Raw genomic sequence first — 24,753 nt, forward strand, 5'->3', positions numbered from 1 at the left:
TATGGCTAGTAAAGAAAATATAAAGATCAAGGGATTAGAGAAACAAATTCGACAATTAAAGAAGCAAGTTCAACCGGCAATAGATGTGCATAGTGCAGCATCTTTTAAAACTGGCTTGGTATCTAATTTACTCTCGAAGATAGAGCCGTTATTGCATAAAAATGTAAAGCCTTTATCGAACAAAGCTGAACCTGTATTTAAGTTCATATACCAATATTTTTATACGTTATTATTTTCTTTGCTATTAATATTTATAGTAGCTATGTCTTGTATATATGATCGAGCTGAATTAGTATCTGCTGTAAAAAATTATATATTATCTGAACAAATGCGATTTATGATTGTATCCATTATGGTATCTATTATTGGTTTTGTTGGTATGCGTTATCCCTTTATCGTTACTATTTATAAATTTTTAAAAATTGCTGTAATTAGTTTAATTGTAATTTATCTCTTCACCTTTGCCATAGCTCTTATCGTTCACTCTTTAATGATCAAATTTAATATAATAGATATCCAAGATGTTCAAAACACTAATATTACCTCTATATTAATAGTGATATTTCTAATCACAATGTTTATTTTTGACTATGTAGCCTTACCAATAAAACGTGTTATGCAACTTTATGATCACAAGTGGATATATTACCAACCATCTTTGCTATTGATCTATACTATTTTCTGTATGCTAATATGTATATCTGTTGCAATTTGGAATGAAAGATACTTAGATTATCAAGGGGATGATGATGAGATAATAAAAAATTTTAATACAATTAGAATATATGCTGTTGCTTGGTGGCAAGTTAAGTTTTTCTTTCCTATTTTTATAATACATACTATAGGATTGTTAATAAGCGAATATCATATTGATAAAAAATGCAAAGAAATATACAAGAAGTAAGTAATTATAGTCAATTCAGGGGAATTTAGGGCTAGGAGTGACGACGTCACCAACTTCTAATCAATTGACTATGATCAATAAAAAATCTGATCACCAAGAGTCATTGCGAGACCACATAGTGGTTGAAGCAATCCATTATTTTGAATTGCTTCAATGCTACTAAAATAGCTCTTTGCAATGATGTCTTGTATTTTAACTTTTTTTCGTGAACGCTCACGAGTCTATTAGGTCTTTAAAAATATCCTGTATAATTCGCTTAGTAAAGTTGCAAACTCAATTTGTTCAAAGCCTTTCTTGGGGATGACTATTACTGCCCAACTATTGGATTTTAATTGTGACTCTTTACTTACAAGCCTAACTAGATGCCTAATACGTCTTTTGATTTTATTACGAATAACAGCGTTTCCTAATTTCCTTCCGGCTTTTATACCAAAAAGTATTATATTCGATGAATCATCTAAAATCTCTCTAGATTTTTTACATAGCTGTATTTGATGAAGCTTAGTAAAATCTTTTGCTATTACTGTGATAAAATAAGGGCTATGGAACTTTTTACCTAACTTATTAACTAGGTCAAATTCCTTCTGATTTTTTAGAGATAAAATAAGCACTGACTATGCTGATAACTTTTTTCTGCCTTTTGCTCGACGCTTCCTTAAAATCTCTCTACCACCAACAGTTGCCATTCTTGCCTTAAACCCATGTCTTCTTTTTCTTACTAAATTGCTAGGTTGAAATGTGCGTTTCATAAATTCATATCCAATACAAAGGAACAGATTTACTTATACAATAATGACACTAAACTGTCAATAAAATATAAATTTATCTTTTAAGGAACTGATAGATTGCTGTATTATATTTCTTGATAGAATAAATTTTAATAACATTATTTAAATGAACTAGGGCGTATGGCAAGACCAGACTTTACCAATTCAAGAAATATCATCAAAGAAATTATTAGAGTGAATCATGCCGGAGAATATGGTGCAAAACGAATTTATGAGGGGCAATTAAATTATTGCAGAAACCATCAAACCTATCCTACAATAAAACATATGATGCAGCAAGAAGAAGTGCATTTAAGCTACTTTACTAACTTGTTATTACAAGGTAATGTTAGACCAACTATCTTAATGCCATTTTGGCATATTATTGGTTATGTACTTGGTAGTGGATCGATATTAATAGGAACAAAAACTGCCATGCTACTAACCCAAAGTGTAGAAGAAGTGATTGAACAGCATTATCAGAAGCAAATAGACTATCTCGAAGAATATAATTTAGAAAAAGAATTGTTAGATAGTATAAAGCAATTTCAGTCTGATGAAACGGAGCATAAGGATATAGCTCTAGTGCAAGGTAGTAATGAAGTAGTATTTGCCCCCCTAATTAATAAAATTATCAAGTTAATGTGTAATATAGCTATTAGTTTGAGTAAAAAAATTTAATGATATCATCAAAAGTAATAGGCGAGCATTAAACGACGATGTTACCAACTGCTCATTAATTTACTATAAGTATCCTGCTTAAGTCAGCCCAAGACCTTGCCTACCTTACCTATTCCTAGTTTCCCGAATTGCTTTGTTGCCACTAAAGTGGCTTTTCGCTAATAGACGATGTGTTAACTGTTTAATGATAGGATTCTAAAAATTCTTTTATCTTATTATCAGGTATCTCAAAAATATCAATCATACCGTGTTCTTTAGGGTTAAAGTCTTCAGGAAATTTTGTAGCAGGGAATCCTTTAGAAAACATATATCGAGAACAAGAGGGGTTTACTCTATTAATCAATTCCATTTGTAAACCACTCATTGCCGTCAAAGGCTTAGAGTTATAATATGCCCCCTGTAAATTAAGCTGATGAGCATTAAAAACTAACATTTTAGATAAATCAACTCCTATCAAATTTGTATTATTAAAAATTGCAGTATTATAAGAAGCATTAATAAATTCTACTCCACACAAATTACTTCCTGAGAAATCAGCAGATTCTAAATAAGTTTCATTAGTAAATTTAGAAAGGGCAAAATCACATCCTAGTAACTTTGCTCCCCAAAAATCTACGTTAGAAAATTCACTTTTTTGGAAATTATTTAATGAGAGATTAGCTCTAAAAAATTTTATGTTATAAAAATGGGACTCACTAAAATCAGTATCATATTTATTACTGCCTGTACCAAATAAAATAATACCACTTAGATTTAGATCTTTTAAATTTTGCTTTTTATTAGCAATCAAAAATCTTAACTCATTGAAAATTTCAATATTCACTTGATTATATTTGGGATTAAATGATTTCCATACACTTGATGGTTGAAAAATTTTAGGTTCAACAGGAACTGTTTCTTGTTGTAAATAAGGAATTCTTTCAAAAACAAATTTAGGGTTTTTTCCTTCAGATAAAGTAACTAATCTAGCTATTTTAGTATCTAAAGCTAGAACAAGAAATTGATATCTACCGAAAGCAATAGTATATAAAACTACGTACCCAGATAGTAATAATGTTATTATCATGTTTCTATAAAATACTACTTTTGGCAAAGAAAAGAACTTATAAAATTTATTTAAAATAATGGAGCAAACTCGAATAATTATGGCAACTAATCCTAAGAGAAATCTATAAATTAGCCTAATAACTATAACCCCACATTGGATAATTTTAAACAAAATTCTCAAAGCAAATTTTATTTTTTGAAAGCAAAATTTATATATTTTTTTCATAGCAATTATTTTGGTTAGACTAGTAGTCTTAATTTTGATAGTATAACATTTAAATTTGACAGTAATTTTTTCATATAAATCCCCTGTAGCATAAGTATTTCGAGGGGATTATTATACCATAAAAAATCACAATTTGCATCATATTTCGTGATATTTTTACCTTGTATTTTTAGTATATTTTAAGATTATAAGCCAATCAACTTGGTTATATTCTCCCCCTAGTTCCTCTATTAATAAAACATTAATAGTCGAAAAAGTGATGCTAAAAAATAACAACTCTTACTAAAAAATAGTGATAAGTAGTTAATTTAGTTGTTTAACAAATTATTATTTAATCTTTTAGATCAGGTTGAATGGCTATAGTCTCCTGACTTCGGAAAATAGTTAAAGATAAGTGTATAGAAAAAGCAGGAGAAAAAGGTTTTGTTAATTAGAGGGTGTTTGTTGTGCCTCCATATATTTTTATTATTGACATACAATATTTTAGTAGATATACTAACCAACAATTAGTTTTAAATATGCTACTGATATGTTCGTTAGAGTCAAAAAATCTGCTACCCGTAATGTTAACGCTGTTCAACTAGTAGAAGGGATACGCGATCCCATAACTAATAAAGTAAGACAACGGGTTGTTCGACATATTGGCAGTGCATCAGACCAAGAAGAAATAACTAAACTAATAGAGCTTGATGAATTCATTAAGGTTGAAATCGCTAGTAGCACTCAACCTAATCTTATCCCAGACAAGGATATAGTATCGATGGCAATGTCATCTAGACAGCGGTGCGAGAAAGAGCAAATACAACCACAACCTATTGATGATATCAGCAATTTACGTAGTCAAGGAAGCACTATCATCGGCATTCATGAGGTGTATGGAAAAATTTATGACCAACTTGGTTTTAATAAAATCTTACCCAACCCTGCCAGGGAAGTGTCGAGCATAAACATAATACGCAATGTTGTTTTAGCTTGTATTGCTAACCCAACTAGTAAGCGTGAAACAGTCAATTTATTGGTCAATAATTATGGAGTAGATTTAAAGCTTGATTCGGTATACAAAACTATGGATAAAATAGATGATAAGGTGGTTGAGAAAATCGAGCAGTGTGCTTTACTTAGCAGTCAAAAGTTGTTTAAAGAAAAAATCGATGTACTATTTTATGATGCAACTACTCTTTATTTTGAATCATTTACTGAAGATGAGTTGAAGAGTAAGGGGTTTAGTAAAGATCATAAATTCAATGAAGTACAGGTAATGCTGAGCATTTTTGTTACTGATAATGGTATTCCAATCGGTTATGAGATATTTCCTGGAGCGACCTATGAAGGTCATACTTTATTGAAAGCTTTAGATAGCTTGAAAGGCAGGTTTGCTATTGATAAAGTAGTGTTTGTAGCAGACAGCGGTATGTTGAATAATGAAAATTTAGCTCTATTAGAACAGGCTGGCTATCAATATATAGTAGGTGCTAAAATTAAGAATATGACTAAGGATATTACAGCTAAAATCTTAAATAGTGATGATTATCAGCCATTAACCGTTGATGCAGAAGAATATAAGGGAAAAATAATTGAACTAGCTGAAAAGGGTCGCAAACTGATTATGAGCTATAGTAGCAAAAGGGCTTATAAAGATGCTCAAGATAGAGAGCAAGCATTGAAGAAATTAATGAAAAAAATGAACAGAAGTAAAGGAGTTAAGTCGTTAATTTCTGCTAGTGGTTATAAAAAATATTTAATAATTAATAATAATGATAAGTTTGCAGTAAACGAGCAAAAGATAGAGGAAGATAGCAAATGGGACGGTTTGCATGGAGTTATTAGTAACCTAGAAAATGTTGATGTAGCGTATATATTGTCTCGTTATAAAGGATTGTGGCAAATTGAAGAAACATTTAGAGTTAGTAAACACGATATTAAGATTAGACCAATTTATCATTGGAGTCCTAGTAGAATCAAGGCACATATTGCTTTATGTTTTATGGCGTTAGTATGTATCAGGCATTTAGAATATCGGGTAAATTTACAGTCAATTAAACTATCACCGGAACGATTACGTAAAGCACTAATTGGGGTGGAAATTACCAGTGTAGTACACATTAAAGATAAAAGAGTATTTGGCATTCCATCGCCGGTATCAGATGAGGCAAAGATTATTTATAAAGCAATGAATTTACCGATTAGTACTATTCCTTATTTAATATCATCAGGAGAGTAAAACTCGATAATCAAGTAGTAAAGCTAATAATTATTATAGGATTATTTTGAAATTTTTATATTCGAACAAATAATTTGTTGTGCATGGAAATTTTATCATTTCCTGAGCTGTCAGCCACTTTTTGGCACAACAACACTGAAGTCGGGATATATAATCCACTAATACTAGGGTAAACATCTCCTTGACTATTCATTAGTGTAGGAATTATTTCTTCTACAGTCTGTATCCTTGTAGATACAATACTTACCTTGTTTAATGATAATACCATAAATCCTTCATATATTATTCGTAATTAATCATTGATCTTATAACCAATCATCATTTGTTGTAATCTACACTTAGCACCTTGTCAATTCTTACCTGCTACCCCCTTAGTCTGTTCAATTTTGTCTCCCCCACCTATTATAGCATATTTTTGCTCGACCACTAATTGGGTTTTTAGTAAAATTTTAACTATATTATCGTGGACTTTGCCAGCAAAGATTGAATCGTTGTAGATATGTTGGTTTAGATGCTGAGCAAATTCCCCAAAATCTTTTATTGGTCTACCTTCTTTGATGGCGTCACTTTGTTCTTTTTTGTAAAGTACTTGCGAAATATGTAACATTGCTTGCAAATCAGCTTTACTACCACCATTTGCCTCAGCCTGGGTTATTTCGTCTTCTAAATTTTGGAAGAGGTTTGTTGCAAATTGCTTCTTACTGCACTATAATCCCCGCTTCTTCCACCATTCATCGGTTTTGAATTCGGGTGGTACTTTTTTTCTATCATGGTGGGTTGGATCAGTAATATTGTATTCTTTTTCCAATGTATCATACCAAGTATCTGCTAAAGAAGCAGGCAATTGTGTACCACACCAAGGACAAAACATAATTTCTGTTAGCATGTTACCACCACCAATATCACAGTATATACATTTTATTGCAAAATCTCTCCAAGCTGCATCATAAATAACACTATGCTCAACTTTTCGATTCTTAGATTTAAGTTCTCTGGATTCATCCTGTAATTTATTACAACACCAAATCATTTGATGATACCCCATAATTTCTCATTTCTCATCATATTCCCTTGTCTATATATTTTTCCAGTTACAGGATCTTTTGAACCAATAAGCCGTGCTTTATTGTCGTACACTTCAATATCTTTATGTTTCATATCCCAACGATAGTATTCTTTATTTTTACCTGTGCCACCATTAGTTCTAAATTCATCTTTAAAGTTTTGAGAGTTTTTCCATTCAGGACTCTCTTGTTTTTCACATTCATAACGATTTGACCCATCTTTCTTTTTAAAATGAGAGAATTCATCATCAGGATCATTATCATTTGGATCTGATGGCATAAAGGAAGTAGCAGACACCTGCTGCTGTTGTTTGCTTGTAGATGGTTTATTACTATTATCATCATGTTTTCTTTTTTCAAAGTCATTTTGTTGTTGTGGGTTCATTATATTCATTACACTTTCTGGCTTTACAGCAAGTGTAAGTGCAATTTTAAGAATTTGACCGGAAGGTCCATCACCTATATTTTTAAACAACCATGCTACCAATGCATTTTTAGGAATATCCGTAATTGCATTAACTGCCGCAATTCCGCCAAAAGCAGTTCCAGTTGCTACAGCACCCTCCCCACCAGTCGCTATCCCAGCTGCTATCATAGGAGCAGGACAAGCCTGTGCCTCTGATATACCAAATAATTCTTTCGCTATTTCTACCAATCGTTGTTTTAAATTATCATATCCTCCATGCTCCTCTATTTTCTGGTTGATTTCTGGGTTATCTTGAATAATCTTCTGTAACTTAACATCTAGCTCATCCTTAGTTTGACTGGTGGCAAGCAACTTTGTTATCCCATCTTCAGTCCATTTAAACTCAGTTGATTCAGCAGCTGACTTGTTGCTAGCTGGTATGTCTGAGTCGAATGGTTGATTATCCTTAGTTTGACTAGGTTCTTCACTATGTTCTGGATGAGCTGGCAGTTCAGGGTGGTCTCTAGTTTTAGCAACTTGTTGTTCCTTACCTTCAACCCCCTTAGTCTGTTCAATTTTGTCTCCCCCACCTATTATAGCATATTTTTGCTCGACCACTAATTGGGTTTTTAGTAAAATTTTAACTATATTATCGTGGACTTTGCCAGCAAAGATTGAATCGTTGTAGATATGTTGGTTTAGATGTCCAACAAATTCTCCAAAATCTTTTATTGGTCTGCCTTCTTTGATGGCGTCACTTTGCTCCTTTTTGTAAAGTACTTGCGAAATATGTAACATCGCTTGCAAATCAGCTTTACTACCACCATTTGCCTCAGCCTGGATTACTTCGTCTTCTAAATTTTGGAAGAAAATGAAATATTTCTGTTTATTTTTAGTAACCTGCTCATCTTCTCCATCTTGTGCCAGCTCTTCCAATCCTTCCAGATTTTGGTAGTTTGCTGCAAATTGCTTCTCAAACTCTTGAATCTCAGCTGGACTGAGCTTTGAGCCAAAATGCCAATCATTCCCTCTATCAAGATTTTTTCCTAACTGCTTGGTATTTATTTCAGCCCCAAAGATATTTGCCGTTTTCGCCCCTTTGATGATCACATCCTTAGCTGCTTGTTTGATATTATCAAATATACCAGAAAAATAATGCCCTATCATTTTCGGTAGAGTCTTGCTTAATTCATCTTTAGGGATTTTTGTAATATCTGGTGGTCTCTTTGCTGCTTCTTTGGTACCAAGCACAGTTTCCAACATATCACCATGCACTGTGCTATCAAAACTGGCTTGCTCTTCTTTGGTAATTTGTTTATGTTGTGATATATCCCGGTTTAACTGATCACCGCTGATAGAGCCACTAGTAACTTGTCCCTTACCTATGGTGCTGCTGACAATTTGCTGATGATCTTTAAACTGAACTTTTACCGGTGCATGATGAAAAGAAACATCTCTTTTACCTTTACCAGTTTGTTCCTCAGTGTGCTTTACTTGAAAATTTGCCCCAATGCCCAGGGTCAATCCTTGATCATAATCATGGATAGTTTTAACCACCATCCTGCCACAATTGACACTTAAATTACCTTTATCAGTCAGCTTACCATTTTTATCTTCTTCACCATTAGCAATCAAACCACCAGCAATTTCTAATGTTTCTTTTACTATGATATTTACTAGTTGTGAGCCGATGATACGTGCTACTTGGCTAGTCCAAGCTTTTTCCTTAAATCCGCTCTCTACTCCACCGCCAAATCCTGTAAAGTTATATTCTTTGTTAAAACCGATATTTAGGTTAGCTCCCATTAATCTCTCAGATACTATATCTTGTACTGATTCAACAACTAGATTATTAGCTTTGATATCAACTTTCATCCCTTCTAAAGTGACACCTTTGAATTTGCCATCACCTGACAGGGTGATTTTTAAATTACCACTGGCTTTGATGTAATTAGGATGGTGGATAGTACTAGTTGATTCGACATTTTGAGTAGATGCCGATAAACTGCTATTTACCCCAGTATCTAAATCAATCTCAAGATCAATAGAGCTAAAATCATATTGATAGTTATATTTATCACTACTAGTTTCAAAGGTAAAATTAGTAGCAGCAAAATCGACATCTTTCGCTGTCATCTTCACGCCTTGAAAACGAATATCATCTTTAACATGGGCAATGATCGTTTCACCATTAATAATATTATCTACGGCTACGGTAGAACAGGTCATTTCTTCACTCTGACTGGCAGATAAATATGCATACAACCCAACATTTACTGCATTAGTTGGTAACATGGCTAATGATTTATATGCATCGTAGGCTTTAAAAACTCGATCAAGATTATCAACAACATGGCTACCTTTCTTGGTAACCAACATTTTAACTTTATCTATAACGTTAGTGACATTTTGCTTAACAGCAAGCTTTATTCCTAATTCAGCATGCTGCTCAATATGTTTGGTGATAGTCTCAGTATCATAGGTTTTTGCTTGCCAGTTACGTGCTTCTACTTGAATAATTTTAGCAGATATATCCGAAGAAATTTGCTCAAATGTTCCGTCTTTTGCCATAATAGTTAGGGCATTAGAGGCTACTAATTCAGAAGAATTTAAATGCTGATCCCATAATTTTTGCTGATCACTATCTACAGTTGCCGCTGCTCTAAACCCACCTTCATTCTTACCTTTGTGGTAAAAACCAATCTTAAAACCAGATTCACTACAGAAAATTAGTGATTTATCAGTATATTTTGAGGCTTCTAGCTTTAAACCATTGGGTACTACTAGATGAATATCCTGCCCAATAATCTTGCTGCCCAGAATATGCATTTGCCCACCAACTATTCCATAGAAAGTACCACCAGCACAGATAATAGTTGGTACGCTATCACGTCCTTCATTAAACTCTCTGACATTTTTGGTGTTATTAAATGTCATCGAATTACCATCAGATGACCATAGACTATAGGATTTCTTGTGATAGTCATGGATATGCAGATTATAGCCATCTTTGACAGTTAGGTTACCGCCAACTTGCATTAATATATCCTGTTCAGCAAAAATCTGAGCAGTTTCTATAGTAGCATCCTGATCAATAACAATTCTTTGATTACCAGCATTGATTACTGTTGGCAGAACTGTTTCAGTGTGATCGTGACTACTCCAGTGAGTTCTACCTCCAAAAAATTTCTTTTTACCTTTAAATTCCACCTGCTTATCAAATATATCTTTCACATGACCAATTTTTAAGTCTTTGGCATGCAAATTCATCTCTTCTGCTTCAATTAAGGTGCTAATAAATTCCACAGCTCTACCTGCGTCTATATTTAATATGCCGGCATTAATTTCCGATACTACATGTTTTATAGCGGTCTCACTGGTAGTAGTTTTGCCAGCATGATGACAATAGCTGGTCATTAAGGCAATAGGTAGTACCTTGATATTATTCTGACTGACTATTTGCAAATGATCTTTTATAGTGATTAAGCTACCGATAACTTCAATATTATTTGCCATCATATAAGCATTTTCTGCTCTCAGAACTGATTGTTTGATGACTGGTTCTTTAAAGTTAAAGGTTAAATCTCTCCCAAAAAAGGATTTCCATTTGATAGTTTTATTGACCTCTATCTCGTCAGCTGATAGCTTAATATCACCATCACTGCTTTTTAGTCCTAACTCACCACTTGCCTGAATTGTACCATGTACTTCAATGTCACCTGATGCCCCGAAAAATAAATTTTGTCCAGTAACATGCACATGATCAGTAACATGGCGTTCATACATTTTAGTCTTACTGCCAAACCACCAAAGTTTTCTAATAAAATACTGCTCTACCTTAGGAATACCAAAAAATATCTTCCCTGAATCTACATGCACAGCCATTACTTCATAAGGAAAATCTACGTTACGATCTATGGTTACATCACCTTCTCTCTGCCTTAAATCTACTCGCTTGCTGCTATAAGGATAGAATAAATCAATCTTACCCTTACCAAGATCAATTTTAGTGATTTCTGAAAATTCTAACCTAGTAGGCACTATTTGGTCATTTACAATCATATCATATAATTCTGGTACCCTAAGCCATGGTTTTAATGCTTGTAAACTAGCATGTCGAGCAGCTGATTCCTTAATAAACGATTGATCCATTATGTAATCTGCTTTTAAGCTACCTGAATTAGCTCTTAATAATGCCCCTACACTTTTGAGATAACTCCCAGCATCAATATCTATTGCTCCAGCTTCAATTTTGCTAATGACGGATTTGATACCAAGATCATTAAATCCACCACTAAACATCGTAGCATTGTATAATGATAATGGCAGTAATTCTAAACCATCTTTCGTCTTAATAATTACCTGATGATCTTTAGCACTTAATCTGCTACCAATTATTGCCCCAGTATGGGCATCAATAATAATGCTTTGAGGGTTTTGCTCAGCTATTGCCTGAAAAATGCTAAGATCAATTTTACTACTATTAATTAAATGGTACTGAAACTCATTAGAAGAAGGGCTACTGTAACCTCTAGAATCTACTAAACCAAGTGCTTCTATTTCTTTAAATGGGAAGCCACATCTTACTAGCAAGTTGCCATTACTATCTCTAGCACTAGAATTATATAAGAATAAATTAGTCGGAAACTGGCTTAATGATATGTCACTATTAATTGCTAAATAATTAGCTATGCTTCTAAAAAATAAATTATTATCAGATAAAATTTTACTACCATCAATAGTAATATTTTTCTGAGCATCGGTAAACATTTGAGAGGCAAAAACTTGAGAGTTGCTGAACGTTACATTACCATCAGCATAATTGACTAATAATCTACTAATGATAGATGAATCACTAACCGAAATATCTCTACCCGCAACATTTTCCATTTGACGGCTGGCAATATTAGACTTCACTATTCTTAAATCTTGACCAGCTTGATTAGTAACTTGCTGAACAATAATATTAGAGCTATCTACTCCAATATCTCTACCTGCCACATTTTCCATTTGACGACTGGCAATATTAGACTCCACTATTCTTAAATCTTGACCAGCTTGATTAGTAACTTGCTGTTCAATAATATTAGATCTAACAATACCAATATCTTTCTGAGATTGGAAACTACTAGTTTGTCCAGAAATATTACTATCAGTTACATAAACATTATTACCTCTATAACTTTGATCAGTTGCCTGGATATTAGAACTATCTACTCCAATATCTCTACCCGCCACATTTTCCATTTGACGACTGGTAATATTAGAGTCCACTATTCTTAAGTTTTGACCAGCTTGATTAGTAACTTGTTGTTCAATAATATTAGATCTAACAATATCAATATCTTTCTGAGATTGGAGACTACTAGTCTGTCCAGAAATATTACTATCGGTTATATAAATATTATCACTTCTATAACTTTGGTCAGTTACTTGGATATTAGAGCTATCTACTCTAGTATCTTGGCGAGATTGGAAACTACTACCTCTCCCAGAAACTCTACTATTGGTTACATAAATATTATCACTTCTATAGCCTTGGTTAGTTGCCTGGATATTAGATTTATCTACTCCAATATCTCTACCGCTGGCAACCTCTAATAGGCTGCTAGTTACCTGTGAACCACCAACCGCAATATCTCTACCCGCCACATTTGCCATTTGATGGCTGGTAACATTAGACGCCACTACCATTAAGTCTTGACCAGTTTGATTAGTAACTTGTTGAACAATAATATTAGTTCTAATAATACCAATATCTTTCTGAGATTGGATACTACTAGTATGTCCAGAAATATTACTATCCATTATATAAGTATTATCACTTCTATACCTTTGATCAGTTGCTTGGATATTAGATCTATCTACTCCTATATCCTTACCACTGGTCATTTCTAATAGAGCCGATTGCACCGATGAAGCTCTCAGCATAATATCACCATTCTCACTGACAATCACAGTCTTACTGGTGGTAACATTACTACCAGTTTGGATATAATGTCCTATTGTGTGAGCTAAAAATTGAATAGCATTGATGATAGTATCTCGTATGTAAGAGTCTGTCTTAGAATAGGTAACTAAACTATTGGTATTAAGATGAGCACTAATGTCAAGACTTCCCCCAATAGCTAAAAGTTTGATTTGTTTAGCTGTGAGTGAGCCTCTTGCTGATAATACGCCAAAGAGGCTATATAATTCAATATTACCATCGATAACTTTAATATTGCCATGAAAGCTTAAACCTTGACCAGCCCTGATAGTTAAAAAATCTTGCATCGCACAATTAATACCAGCAATAATTTGGCTAGTAGATAAAGCTCTATCCATTGATTGAACTAAGCTAATTTTTCCAGTAGCTTTTTCAATAACTATATTATGATCAAATCCAGCAAAAAAACCATCAATGCTAATGTGAGATAGATACTGAACATTAATTTGAATTAAATTATATTTACTATCAATAGGCTGGCAAATAATCTGCCCAAGTTTCACACTACCACTAATATTAAAACTATTTAGCTTGGTTAAAATTGCATCTATTTCAACTTTCTTATTACCAGCATTCTGAATATGCAAACCAAAATAACCATCTCTATCAGAACTAATATTATCTCGTCTGGCATCAAGATTAAGATTTAGTTTGATAAATTTTCCTTTATAATCGCTGAGGATAACTATATGACTCCTTCCTTCACTATCTAGATCAAATAGTTCGGTAGGTCCTTGAAAATTAGCTACGATATTACCTATTAACCACAAACTATCAATTGTTGTGGTTTTAGCAGAATGTTTACCAAAAAATACTTTTCCTTGAGCCGCTTGATATTTTAAATGTCCTATTCTTGATTCGTTGAGATTTAATTGTAGGCAATTAATGATTTCCATCTGCTCAGCTATTAAAATGCCTGGAATATCAATGACGCTGGCTCCTTTAATATTGATCTTGTCAAATTTAACGATACCATAGGGCATTTCGATCTTTTTTTCGATTGCTCGACTCACATCAATATTTAGGTCTAGTCCTTGAAACCTACCATCACCATCAGCCTTAAATTCAATGAATGAATAAACATCAATATAGACCTTGCCTATTGGGGAGATAAATGATCCAATATTAGCTATTTCTGACTTAACAATAAACTCAGTACTGAGATTTTGAAAATTAGATAATTCTTCTATTTCTTCAGCTATTAATTTACAAACTCCACTACCAGACTTAACATTCTTAAGCGATAGGATTTTTACATTTTCGCAAGAAAAATTAGTTATAATAGCAACATTTTCTAAACAAACTCTTAGTGGCTTAATATTTTCTGGTATAATTAGAGTGCCGATGACCGCTCTTGTCTCATCATTACCTTTTATTGTTAGCTCACTATTTAAACCATGTAATTCAACAGATAAATTATTTTTTACCCTACCACCTATCCAGGTAAGTTTATTACAGAAAAAATCAGCATTCAAAGCCTGACAATTTCTAAAAGTAACAGAATTGTTATTATGTTCGTCTTGTTGAATTACCAAAAACCTATCACCATCCCGATAAAATTTATTATCACTAACTGTAATACTACGAAACTGCCTGAAATCTGCATCTTCAACAGATAAACTACTACGGTTGAGGTTTTGGGTAAGAATTACTAAATCGGCAGGAGGACCTGTAAGTGTAGTAGTACTATGCCAATATAATGGCTTATTATCTCGTGAGAAAGGTAAGATACAATAAATAGTATCAGTAGGGTCTATTAAATTATTATAAATCCTTATATAATCAATATCTTCATTATGTAACTCTAAAACTGCTTTGTCGCTACTTACATAGAAATCAAACATCTCGCTACTACCCCACTATCTCAAAAGTTATAAAACTACTTATTGAGATATGAATAAATTATAAATTAGACTTCCCTGCATAAGTCAAAGATAGTTGAGGGGTTTTTAGGAGAAACGAAGCCGAGTACCGCAGCGTACATAAACGATTGTTACGGAGCGGAGGCGAGTTTCGACGACAAAATCACCAACTAGATTGACTTATGTAGGAAGTTTATTTAATTAAGGTCTGTATGAGTACTATCCCCCATCAAATTTTGCTGATAGAACATAGCTAGTATCCCTGCATAATGTTCTACAGCTAAATCGATTGGTGTATGACCGCTAGTATCTGATACATGAATATCAGGATGGTGGTTTAAAAGAACCTCCGCTAACTGGGATTTTTCTGCAAAATCTGCTGAATTCTCTAGGTTCTGTTGACAAAATTTTTAACGTAACCATATTAAAGCTCCAACAAAATTTAGAAAGGCTAAAAAGGTGGCTGGGGCTTTATCAAACCTAGAAAATATACGCCTAAAATGTTTGATTTTACCAAAGAAACATTCAATTAAATGGCGTTCTTTATAAATATGTTTATCATATTCACGTTGTACTTTACGATTAGATTTTGGTGGTATAACAACCTCACACCCCTTATTTTCTAGGCTTTCTACAAACGCACTACTATCATATCCTTTATCACCTATCACCGTCGTATTCTGAACATCTTTAGTAAGATTTTCAGCCTGAGTGATATCATTTCTTTGCCCAGCAGTTAGTATAAACTTCAGTGGGTTCCCCAATGCATCAACGAGGGCATGAATTTTAGTACTAAAACCACCTTTGCTTCTACCTAAAGCTGCTTCCTCTTGATTACCTTTAATATATCCAGATGAGCAAGCATGTGCTCTTACAATAGTTGCATCAATCATCATTGATTCAATATCTACATCTACTTTAACATGATCCATTAAAGCTTCCCATATACCTTTGTCAACCCATCTCTTAAATCTGCGATAAACACTGTACCAACAACCATAATAATCAGGCAGAAGACGCCATTGACAACCTGTTCTAGCAATAAACCATATTGCTTCAATAAACTGTCTTATTTTTTCCTCATTCTTGTTGTGTATAGCTTTTTTTTTCTTGAAAAATGATAAAATTGCTTCCCATGCTTGGTCTTCTATGTAATACTTCATATCGGTAGTTTCTTGGTTTCGATAACTAGAAACTACCATTTCTTCTTACTATTGCAACTTCTTTATTCTACTCTGATAACTTAACATAAAATTTTGTCAACAGAACCTAACAATATATGAAAAACTGTTTTACCTTCACTATTCTGTTTATTAACATCAATATGATTTTTTTCTAAAATCTCTGTGGCTAATTGATGGTTATTATTTTTACAAGCAAGATGTAGTAAATTATTACCATTATTGTCTGCTAAAGATTCTACAAGCGATATAAACCCAGAATCCTCAAGCAACTTCTCGATTACCTTACTATTCTCTATTTGAGCTAAATTGGCTAATAAACTAGGTTCTAACTTAATTAGTTTTATGGCAATATTGGCTTGTGCCTTATCTGCTGACAATCTTACCACTGATATTAAATCGCTGGTTTTTAACAACAATTTAGCAATCTCTGTTTTATCTTGTTCTAATGCAGATATAGGGCATTTTTACTATCACTTATTATTAGTTGTGTACTATCAGCATTTAAAGCAACTAAATCCTTAATCATCTGTAAATTATTTTCTGCCAAAGCCTTTTGTATAACTATTTTACTATCAGCTCCCTTATTCAACAAAGACTCTGCTATTGCCAGCTTATTTTGTAACAAAGCATGGTATAAAGGACTATTACCTTGGGCTTCTAATTTATTTAGCAATTCCGGGTTAGTTTCTGATATCTTAGTAACGTTCTTTCCATAATTTTGGCTAATAGCATTTTTTAACTCAAGCTCAAAATTTGCTCCAAACTTTTTCAACAACTCTATCCCTGGCTTATCATCCGTTAGCACAGCTAGTTGTAACGCAGACAACCCCTTGGTTGTTAGTTGATTGATCGCCTGAGGATTAGATCGTAATATTTGTTCTGCTGATTTATAGCAACCATGCTTTAATGCCAATTGTAATAGACTGTAACCTGAATAGCTAACCTGGCTTAATTCTGCTTTATGACTAAATATTTTGTCAAGCATCACCGCGTCATCTTTTAGTACCACATCTAACAGCGATTTAGTAAAATCTTGCCCCGTGGCAAACATTTTACTAATGAAATTACTATTACCTGAATCCAACACTAACTTGAAGATAGTTAGATTGGCATTGCTAATATTGAAATCAATTTTATTAGCTATTAACAAATCAAATAAAGCAGTATCATTCTTACTTAAAGCCAGTTGGGTCAGAGATTGACCATTTTTATGAACATAATGCGGATCAAAACCATATTGTTTGATAGCATTAATTACTGAAACAGAATCTGCATCACCATTGCCCCAAAGTTTCTGTAGAATATGAGCTTTTTGTTTAGCATTTAATGCCTTAATATTATCACCAATTTGGAAACTATTTATCTGGCTTTGCAAACTATTCTCCTGTGACTGCAACCCTGCTATTTTTTGCTGTACTTCGGTAATCTCCCGATTCTTCTGAGCGATTTCTTGGTTCTTTTGAGAAACTTCCTGCTCCTTTCGAGCAACCTTCATACTTGCTTGGGAAACTTCCCGCTCCTTTTGAGCGATCTCCTGTTCCTTTTGAGAAGCTTGACTCTCATTTCGAGCTATTTCTTGGGTTTTTTGGGGAATTTGTCTTAGATAACCACTATTACTACTTTGATATGAACTAATCTCCGAAATTATGTCGAGTATTGGGGCTATTTCATTTAGAATACTATCCGCAACTTCTGGTGCAGGCTCTCGATAATTATAGCCAATATTGTATATATCCCATCGATTACACGAGAATGTAAATGGTAGCATTGCAAGTGATTTAAGTGGGCCTTTTCTAAAGTGACCTGTTCCTTGCCAATTATAATAATCCCCTACTGGAATTTTAATATCTGTATCGATATGCTCTATATTAATCCCTAAGCGATTTGCGATATGTTGCCTTACTTCAGCCCTGACAGTTGGATTATTTGAGATGTGCAATACTCCATATTTTGCACCTGCCACAGACTCCTGTGTACACCAATGGTCATTGTCACAGACCTCTTCTCCTGTCATTACATAATTACGAGCTTCCCACGGTCGCCAAAATTTGGTATTTTCAACTTCATTTATTTTACTACTGATAAAATCTCGTATTCTCATAAATTTACTCCAAATTTAATTGTGCTAGTTCACCAATCAGCTTGGCAGCTAGCTGATCATTTTCCACCATTCCTGTGGTAGATGCTGAATTATCCTGATAATCACTCAAATATCCATGTATTTTACTTACTAAAGCCTGTTGACCATTAAGTTTAGTTTGTAATGTTGCAAGATTATTTTGCTTACTAGTGAGATTACATTGAATATTACTAAGACTATATTGAGTGCTACTAAGAGTACTTTGCTTACTAGCAAGATCGTTTTGGGCATTACGAAGAGTATTTTGCTTATTAGCAAGATCGTTTTGAGCATTACGAAGATTACTTTGTTCATTAGCAAGATCATTTTGAGCTTGTGATAATTGTGACGATAAACTACTATTTTGCGATATATAGCTATTATTATTAGATTTTTCACTACTCAGCTTACTCTGCAAACTACTCAAATTCCCATCAATATCCATCAGTGGATTATTGCTTAAACTAGAGAATTTATTCTTTAATGTTTGCAATCTTGCTTTAACCATAAAACCTCTTTAATTTTTTTACTTCAATAATATCCAAAACTCCTTATATAGCTGCCTGTTAAAGTTCTAGATAGCTTTTCCGTCATTGCGAGCAGTATCGAAGCACAACGAAGCAATCCTCTCTTTTATGGATTGCTTCGTCGGCTCATGTCTCCTCGCAATGACATTTAGGAACTTGTAACAATATCAAGAACCTAATTTGTATTGACAATAAATTCCTTTATTCCTAAAAATCCATATATTTTAATAAGGTATAAAATATATTTTGGTATGTAAAGTATATTTTATAAAAAATTAGTGAAATATTTAGTTTAGTGGCAATTATGCAATGATTATATAATTTTAGTTGTAGGTAGAATTTAATTTATACACATTATTTTCTTACGACTCCTTAGACAAAAAAATCCCTAAAATACTTTATTACGCGAATTTTGGATAAGAAGTTAAAAAATTTTATAATTTTTTACTGATAAATAGTTAGGGTATGTCGTCACGAGATTGTGATTGCATAATTTTATGTGATTTGTTATTATAATTGTAGTAATAAAAATAGGCGATAAGAAGCAACGAGTTTAGCACATAGAAGACATGATATAAGCGATGAGCTTTGGAATAAGATAGAAAGTAATTTACCTGGTCAGAAAGGTTGTTGGGGAGGTATTGCAAGAGACAATAGAACTTTTATAAATGCAGTGATGTGGATATTTAGAACGGGAACTCCATGGAGAGATTTGCCTCCTGATTATGGCAATTGGAAGAATGTACACAGAAGATTCTAAGGTGGTCCCCTTTGTCTAGACAAAAATTTAGATAAATAGAGATATAATTCACAAAAATTAAATTGTTGTTTTTATACAATATTTTTTTCAAAATATACACATTCTGGAGTTTTATAATCCAAAGTTTGATGCATCCTTTGTCTATTATAAAAGTCCATATATTCGTTAATTGCTGTCTTTGCCTCCTTTACTGTTGTTAAAATAATCCGATAAATTTTTTCCTGTTTTAATGATCGCCAAAAACGTTCAATAAAAATATTATCTAAGGCTCGTCCCTTACCATCCATACTAATCAAGATATTATGTAGCTTTAGCATACTAATAAAATTCTCCGAGGTAAATTGTACTCCTTGATCAGTATTAAATATTTTTGGCATACCATATTTTTCTATAGCGTCTTCAAGGGCTGTTACACAAAATTCACTTTCCAAACTAATGGAGATTCGCCAACTTAGAATATAACGACTATACCAGTCAATAATAGCTACTAAATATACGAACCCTTGGCTCAGTCTTATATAACGTTATATCTGCACTCCAAACCTGGTTTGGCAATACTATTTCTAATCCTTTTAGTAAATAAGGATATATTTTATGTGCCTGATTCCTCTTGCTTAAATTTATTTTAGGATAAACAGCTTCAAGACCCATTATCTTGTAGTAACGTCTAACAGCTTTACGACCTACCGAAAAACCTCGGGCTTGTAAATATTTAGCCATCCGCCGCATACCATAATATGGATGCATAGTATAGGTCTCATCAATTATTGCCATAATCTTGATATCTTGTTCACTAATACCAGTAGGTTGATAGTAATAGGTTGACCTGCTAATATCCAATAACTTACACTGTTGTACAATTGTTAACTTATTATGATTAGGCTCTATCATATTACACCTAACCTTTAATTCCAAACAATGCAGATTTTTTTTTGAGCCAGTCACACTCAACGCTTAACTGACCAATTTGCTCATATAGATTCTTGATTAACCCCTGCTGATTTGGGTCAGCACTCTGTGTTTTATTCTTAAAACCTTGTACTAACAACTCAAGACCTTGTTTTTTCCAGTTACTTATCTGTGTTGCATGAACACCATACTTACTGGTTATCTGGGCTATTGTTAGCTCTCCCTTAATTGCTTCTATGACAATTTTGCCTTTCTCCTCAGCACTATATTGCCTTACTTGTTTTTTCATCTCTAGCTCTCCTTGTTTGCTAAAGAATTCTATCTCATTTTTCTTATTTTTCTGTCCAAAATATTGGAACCATTATAACCCCCTGATCTCATTAGCAAGAGCTGTACGGTTTTTTACCAATCGTTGCCTTACCCTATGAATAAATAAAATATCTTGTTGCTCTGCAGTTTTGATAGGCACAAATCTCATATTAGGTCTTGCTACTGCCTCGCATATTGCTTCGCTATCTGCTTGATCATTTTTATTAGTTTTAACATAAGGCTTAACAAATTGCGGGGCTATTAATTTTACAGTATGCCCTAGTTTTGTTAATTCTCTTGCCCAATAGCTAGAACCACCGCAAACTTCTATGCCTACTAAGCATTTTGGTAAGTTAGCCATAAAAGTTAGAACCTGCTCTCTCATTAATTTTTTCTTTAATATTGTCTTACCATTTTTATCTACACCGTGAATTTGAAAAAATTTTTTTGCAATATCTATACCAATTGTGGTAACTTCCGTACGGACCTCCTTATTGTTTTTTAGGATTCATTTCCTATCCTAGAAGATTAGCATTTGCTTCTCATTCTGTATATAGGGTAGGTCCATACCATTATTTCTAATTACTTCCCTGGATTGCTTTGTTGCCACTAAGTGGCTTCTTGCAATGACGTCGTTTTGATACACCTACTTAACCCCAACACTAGTGTACACTGCCCTTATACACGACCACCTACAGGTCGAATTTTAGGGGGAAGAGGTGGTGGAGGGGGCTTATTGGCTCCTGTAACATTCTCGGGTTTAGGGATAGTGGCTGCAATAGCTTTTACTTCTGCCTGAAGCTCTTTAGGGAGCTCTTCTTTTTTTGCTGCCACTTCAACAACAGGCTTAGCTGATAAGTCAAGAGTATTGTTCTCATATTTCTCTTTAAGTTCCTTTAGTTTTTTAACGATATCTGTTTGTTTGTCCTCACTATCATCATCACCAAAATAAAAATCTTTCCCAATAAATTCAATTAGCTTTTCTTTGCTATTAATATCTTTGTCATCCTCAGCACCAAGTTTATTAATAAGAGCAGATTGATCGATATCTTTATTATTAATAAACTCCACAAGGTCAGCATGTGGTTGTTCATCATCGTCATCATCGTGTATTGCCTTTCCTCTAGCAAGTATTGCGTCTCTCAGAGATGTAACAATAGAAGGTTCCTCTCCTGCTTTAGTTTTATCTACAGCATCTTTGTGTTGTTTATCTATATCATCTACCTTTTTAAGTTTTACTCCAGCTCTAATTGCAGCTAATAGAGTACCTCTTTCATCTTTCTCCTCAGGCACTGCTACTGCCGGCTGTTTCTCCTTAGGCACTACTACTGATTTAAGTTGTATTCCCTTATTAATTTCATCTAATAGCTGCCCACGATTCTCCTGCCCTACTATTGGGTTTGCTGCTGCCGGGTTGTTAGTTTGACCAGGTGGTGGCGGTGGTGGAGGAGGTGGTGGTATCGGTTGATCAAACCCTCCTGGTAGAGGCGGCGGAGCTGGTTGGGCTGCTGTCGGTGGCAATGGTGGTGGCGGTGGTATTATTTGGGGTTCTTGATGAGCCCCTTGTTGTAAGCCTGGTACATGTAGTGGTGGTGATGGCGGCGGTGCTGGAGGTGGAGGTATTTCCGTTGCAATATTTGGTTGTGGGTCAGCTAGATTCTGCAACGACGTAGTACGTACAGGTGGAGGTGGAGCTGGAGCATGCCGTTTTGTTGACGATGGCATAGATGCTCGTCTAGCATGTTCTTCTGGTTGTGGAGCATTTATATCCGGCAACGAAGTAGTATGTGTAGAAGGTGGAGCTGGAGCTGGACGTGTTGGTCGTGGTATAGAGCCGGCTGCTTGCTGAGAACCTATACCCCCATGAGGTAGAGGCGGTGCTGGTGGTATTGTGTTTTGTTGCTGAACAGCTTGGTTTGGTAATGAAGCGTTAGCTAAAGGAGGTGGTGGCGGGGCTTGACGTAGTGGCACCGTCTGTAGATTAGGCATTGATGAGTGCAAGGTTTGCGACTGAGTCTGCTCTTGACCAATCGTAGTTAGTAATGGTTCTGAAATAGAAACTGTTCTGGAAAAAGCTAAATCAATTTTACTACTTAAAACTTTCACTGCATCGGACTGCTCGTTTGATAACTTTCTTTCTGTCAACTTCTCTAATTCTTTATGCAACTTATCTTTTCTAGCTAGTTTTGAACTCTCTATGTTCTTACCAGTGAATTTTAAAGCATTATCAATATGACGTAACGTTTCATTGTTTTTGATTACGGTGTTTTCCAGAATTTTTTCTGGAGTACTTACAAAAATATGCTTGATTTTTGTTACAACTTGTTTAAGACCATCTAACCAAGTTGAGGGTAAGTCTTGTTGCAATTTTGCTAATTGTTGTTTTATAGCAATCAGCCCTTGCACTTTATCATTAGCATTTACCAGTTTGGTGATGTCTTTTTGTATTTGGGTTAGTTGTGTTCTTTCGTGCATTAATGCTACAGCTTCATTAGCATTATAAATTTTTGGTACAATTTCCCTAAAATTTTCTTGGGATACAGCTAAGTTGTTCAACTGTTCTTGTAATTCTGCTGCTATTTTTTTTTGTTCATCCGATAACTCTTTTTGCAAAATCTTATCCAACCCTTTCTGTAATTCTTTATCGATGATTACTTGTAACGATGAAGATTTTTTTCCTATTTTTTTTAATGTATCGTCAACATCTGTAAGTATCTCTCTGTTGATTTCTCTCCTTTCTGCGGCAATCTGCTCGTCATTTTTTATAAAAAGATATTTCACTTGAGGAATAATTTGTACGAATCTTTTAAACCAAGGTAAAGATGGTGCTTCTTTCTTTAGCTGTTCCACTTCCTGTTTTAGCTCTATGCTACCTTTTAATTGTTGATTAGCATCTAGGAGTTTACCTATAGCATTTTGCACCTTTGTTAATGAATTTGCTTCACTTGATAATACAGCGTCTATGCTTTTTTGTTCTTGAACTTTCGACATATGATAACCTCTTAATAACTTTAGATATGAGCATCTATAGTAAACAATAGTCAAACGTCTTGTCAAATTAATACTTGAATTTTTTAGCATTTAGTACTATCATCACCTCATATTATTAAAATCTCTTGGGAGAAAAAGATGAGTGAACTATTAGAACTTGCAGCGGAAATGCGGGAGAAATTTGGGACAGGAGCTGCAAGAGACCTACGCAGAAGAGGTATGGTTCCTGCTGTGGTTTATGGAGCAAATAAACAGCCACTTGCTGTTTCTATTGAAGAAAAAGAAATAACTAAGCACTATAGAAAGCCTGGTTTTATATCATCCATTGTTCAAATTAAAGTGGGGAACAAAACCCATAAAGTATTACCAAAAGCTATAGAATTGCATCCGATTACTGACATAGTTAGGCATGTTGATTTTGTCCATTTAGAAGAAAAAACCCAAACAATGGAAGTCCCAGTGGTTTACGAAGGTAAAGAAAGAGCTTTGGGAGTTAAAAGGGGTGGATTCTTTAATATTATAAAAAGAACTATAACTCTTTTATGCGATGTCAATAATATACCTAAAAATATTAATATTGATGTTAGCAATATGCTAATAGGTCAGTCTTTAAAAGCTAAAGGCATTAAATTACCTGAAGGAACTCAGCTAGCTAGTAAAAGTGATTTTATTATTGCTACTATCATTGGGCGTAAGGGTAGTAAGGCAGAAACTGAAGAAACTGCAACTGAAGAAGTAAAAGCAAAATAATTATATAATCGTCATTGCGAGAAGTGTGTAAGCTTTA

General features: G+C 34.0%; 18 protein-coding genes and 2 pseudogenes. 5 read left to right on the plus strand and 15 right to left on the minus strand.

Translation table 11 applies throughout. The features are described from left to right. Window position 1: 1 nt before the first annotated feature. Entirely contained in the window at window positions 2–904 is a 903-nt protein-coding gene (locus ACFELY_RS06635) for a hypothetical protein (RefSeq protein WP_375333988.1), read from the plus strand. Window positions 905–1,128: 224 nt separating this feature from the next. On the opposite strand, the gene rnpA is transcribed toward ACFELY_RS06635, so the two are convergent. Next, entirely contained in the window at window positions 1,129–1,515 is a 387-nt protein-coding gene (gene rnpA / locus ACFELY_RS06640) for a ribonuclease P protein component (RefSeq protein ID WP_341759198.1), read from the minus strand. A 3-nt stretch (window positions 1,516–1,518) separates the two neighbouring features. Further along, on the minus strand, window positions 1,519–1,653 hold the full coding sequence (rpmH, locus tag ACFELY_RS06645; protein WP_094648876.1) for a 50S ribosomal protein L34: 135 nt from the start codon (window positions 1,651–1,653) through the stop codon (window positions 1,519–1,521). A gap of 159 nt (window positions 1,654–1,812) precedes the next feature. Between rpmH and ACFELY_RS06650 the strand changes: the two genes are divergently transcribed. Continuing rightward, on the plus strand, window positions 1,813–2,352 hold the full coding sequence (locus ACFELY_RS06650; RefSeq protein WP_094648877.1) for a demethoxyubiquinone hydroxylase family protein: 540 nt from the start codon (window positions 1,813–1,815) through the stop codon (window positions 2,350–2,352). Window positions 2,353–2,533: 181 nt separating this feature from the next. Here ACFELY_RS06650 and ACFELY_RS06655 read toward each other — a convergent pair whose 3' ends face one another. Beyond that, entirely contained in the window at window positions 2,534–3,418 is an 885-nt protein-coding gene (locus ACFELY_RS06655; RefSeq protein WP_375333989.1) for a pentapeptide repeat-containing protein, read from the minus strand. A gap of 736 nt (window positions 3,419–4,154) precedes the next feature. On the opposite strand from ACFELY_RS06655, the gene ACFELY_RS06660 reads away from it, so the two are divergent. Beyond that, window positions 4,155–5,846, plus strand: a complete 1,692-nt coding sequence (locus tag ACFELY_RS06660; protein WP_375333990.1) for an IS1634 family transposase — start codon at window positions 4,155–4,157, stop codon at window positions 5,844–5,846. Window positions 5,847–6,195: 349 nt separating this feature from the next. Here the strand turns inward: ACFELY_RS06660 and ACFELY_RS06665 are convergent, their stop codons facing one another. From ACFELY_RS06665 to ACFELY_RS06695, 7 genes are all read right to left on the minus strand, one after another. Next, entirely contained in the window at window positions 6,196–6,453 is a 258-nt protein-coding gene (locus tag ACFELY_RS06665) for a hypothetical protein (RefSeq protein ID WP_375333991.1), read from the minus strand. A 99-nt stretch (window positions 6,454–6,552) separates the two neighbouring features. Next, complete coding sequence (locus ACFELY_RS06670; RefSeq protein ID WP_375333992.1) at window positions 6,553–6,876, minus strand: DUF6980 family protein; 324 nt, start codon at window positions 6,874–6,876, stop codon at window positions 6,553–6,555. Beyond that, window positions 6,873–15,149, minus strand: coding sequence for a DUF3737 family protein (locus ACFELY_RS06675; protein ID WP_375333993.1), 8,277 nt, complete (start codon window positions 15,147–15,149; stop codon window positions 6,873–6,875). Before ACFELY_RS06675 ends, ACFELY_RS06670 begins: the two co-directional genes overlap by 4 nt. A gap of 428 nt (window positions 15,150–15,577) precedes the next feature. Continuing rightward, the gene (locus ACFELY_RS06680) at window positions 15,578–16,330 is read right to left on the minus strand and encodes an IS5 family transposase (RefSeq protein WP_375334093.1); all 753 of its coding nucleotides are present in this window, start codon (window positions 16,328–16,330) and stop codon (window positions 15,578–15,580) included. A gap of 80 nt (window positions 16,331–16,410) precedes the next feature. Next, entirely contained in the window at window positions 16,411–16,767 is a 357-nt protein-coding gene (locus ACFELY_RS06685) for an ankyrin repeat domain-containing protein (protein ID WP_375333994.1), read from the minus strand. A gap of 26 nt (window positions 16,768–16,793) precedes the next feature. Continuing rightward, window positions 16,794–18,452: a hypothetical protein gene (locus ACFELY_RS06690; protein WP_375333995.1), complete on the minus strand. Its 1,659-nt coding sequence runs from the start codon at window positions 18,450–18,452 to the stop codon at window positions 16,794–16,796. A 4-nt stretch (window positions 18,453–18,456) separates the two neighbouring features. Next, entirely contained in the window at window positions 18,457–18,978 is a 522-nt protein-coding gene (locus ACFELY_RS06695) for a hypothetical protein (protein ID WP_375333996.1), read from the minus strand. Between the two features lie 593 nt (window positions 18,979–19,571). Here ACFELY_RS06695 and ACFELY_RS06700 point away from each other — a divergent pair. Continuing rightward, window positions 19,572–19,754, plus strand: a pseudogene (locus tag ACFELY_RS06700) (transposase); the annotation flags it as partial. A gap of 74 nt (window positions 19,755–19,828) precedes the next feature. Here the strand turns inward: ACFELY_RS06700 and ACFELY_RS06705 are convergent. The 5 genes and pseudogenes from ACFELY_RS06705 to ACFELY_RS06725 form a co-directional block, all read right to left on the minus strand. Further along, window positions 19,829–20,275 (minus strand): transposase, encoded by a 447-nt coding sequence (locus ACFELY_RS06705; RefSeq protein WP_375334163.1) that lies wholly within the window; start codon window positions 20,273–20,275, stop codon window positions 19,829–19,831. Then, a complete protein-coding gene (locus ACFELY_RS06710; protein ID WP_375333997.1) occupies window positions 20,232–20,648 on the minus strand; it encodes an IS3 family transposase in 417 nt (138 codons plus the stop codon). The genes ACFELY_RS06705 and ACFELY_RS06710 overlap by 44 nt, the downstream gene beginning before the upstream one ends. A gap of 7 nt (window positions 20,649–20,655) precedes the next feature. Continuing rightward, complete coding sequence (locus ACFELY_RS06715) at window positions 20,656–20,955, minus strand: transposase (RefSeq protein WP_375333998.1); 300 nt, start codon at window positions 20,953–20,955, stop codon at window positions 20,656–20,658. 75 nt (window positions 20,956–21,030) lie between these two features. Continuing rightward, window positions 21,031–21,483: pseudogene (locus ACFELY_RS06720) on the minus strand (IS110 family transposase); the annotation flags it as partial. 170 nt (window positions 21,484–21,653) lie between these two features. Next, window positions 21,654–23,966, minus strand: a complete 2,313-nt coding sequence (locus ACFELY_RS06725) for a WH2 domain-containing protein (RefSeq protein ID WP_375333999.1) — start codon at window positions 23,964–23,966, stop codon at window positions 21,654–21,656. Window positions 23,967–24,104: 138 nt separating this feature from the next. Here ACFELY_RS06725 and ACFELY_RS06730 point away from each other — a divergent pair, with 138 nt between their 5' ends. Then, window positions 24,105–24,716, plus strand: a complete 612-nt coding sequence (locus ACFELY_RS06730) for a 50S ribosomal protein L25/general stress protein Ctc (protein WP_375334000.1) — start codon at window positions 24,105–24,107, stop codon at window positions 24,714–24,716. The last annotated feature ends 37 nt before the right edge of the window (window positions 24,717–24,753 follow it).

It is taken from the genome of Candidatus Tisiphia endosymbiont of Xenochironomus xenolabis (genome assembly GCF_964264705.1).
Classification (GTDB): Bacteria; Pseudomonadota; Alphaproteobacteria; order Rickettsiales; family Rickettsiaceae; genus Tisiphia.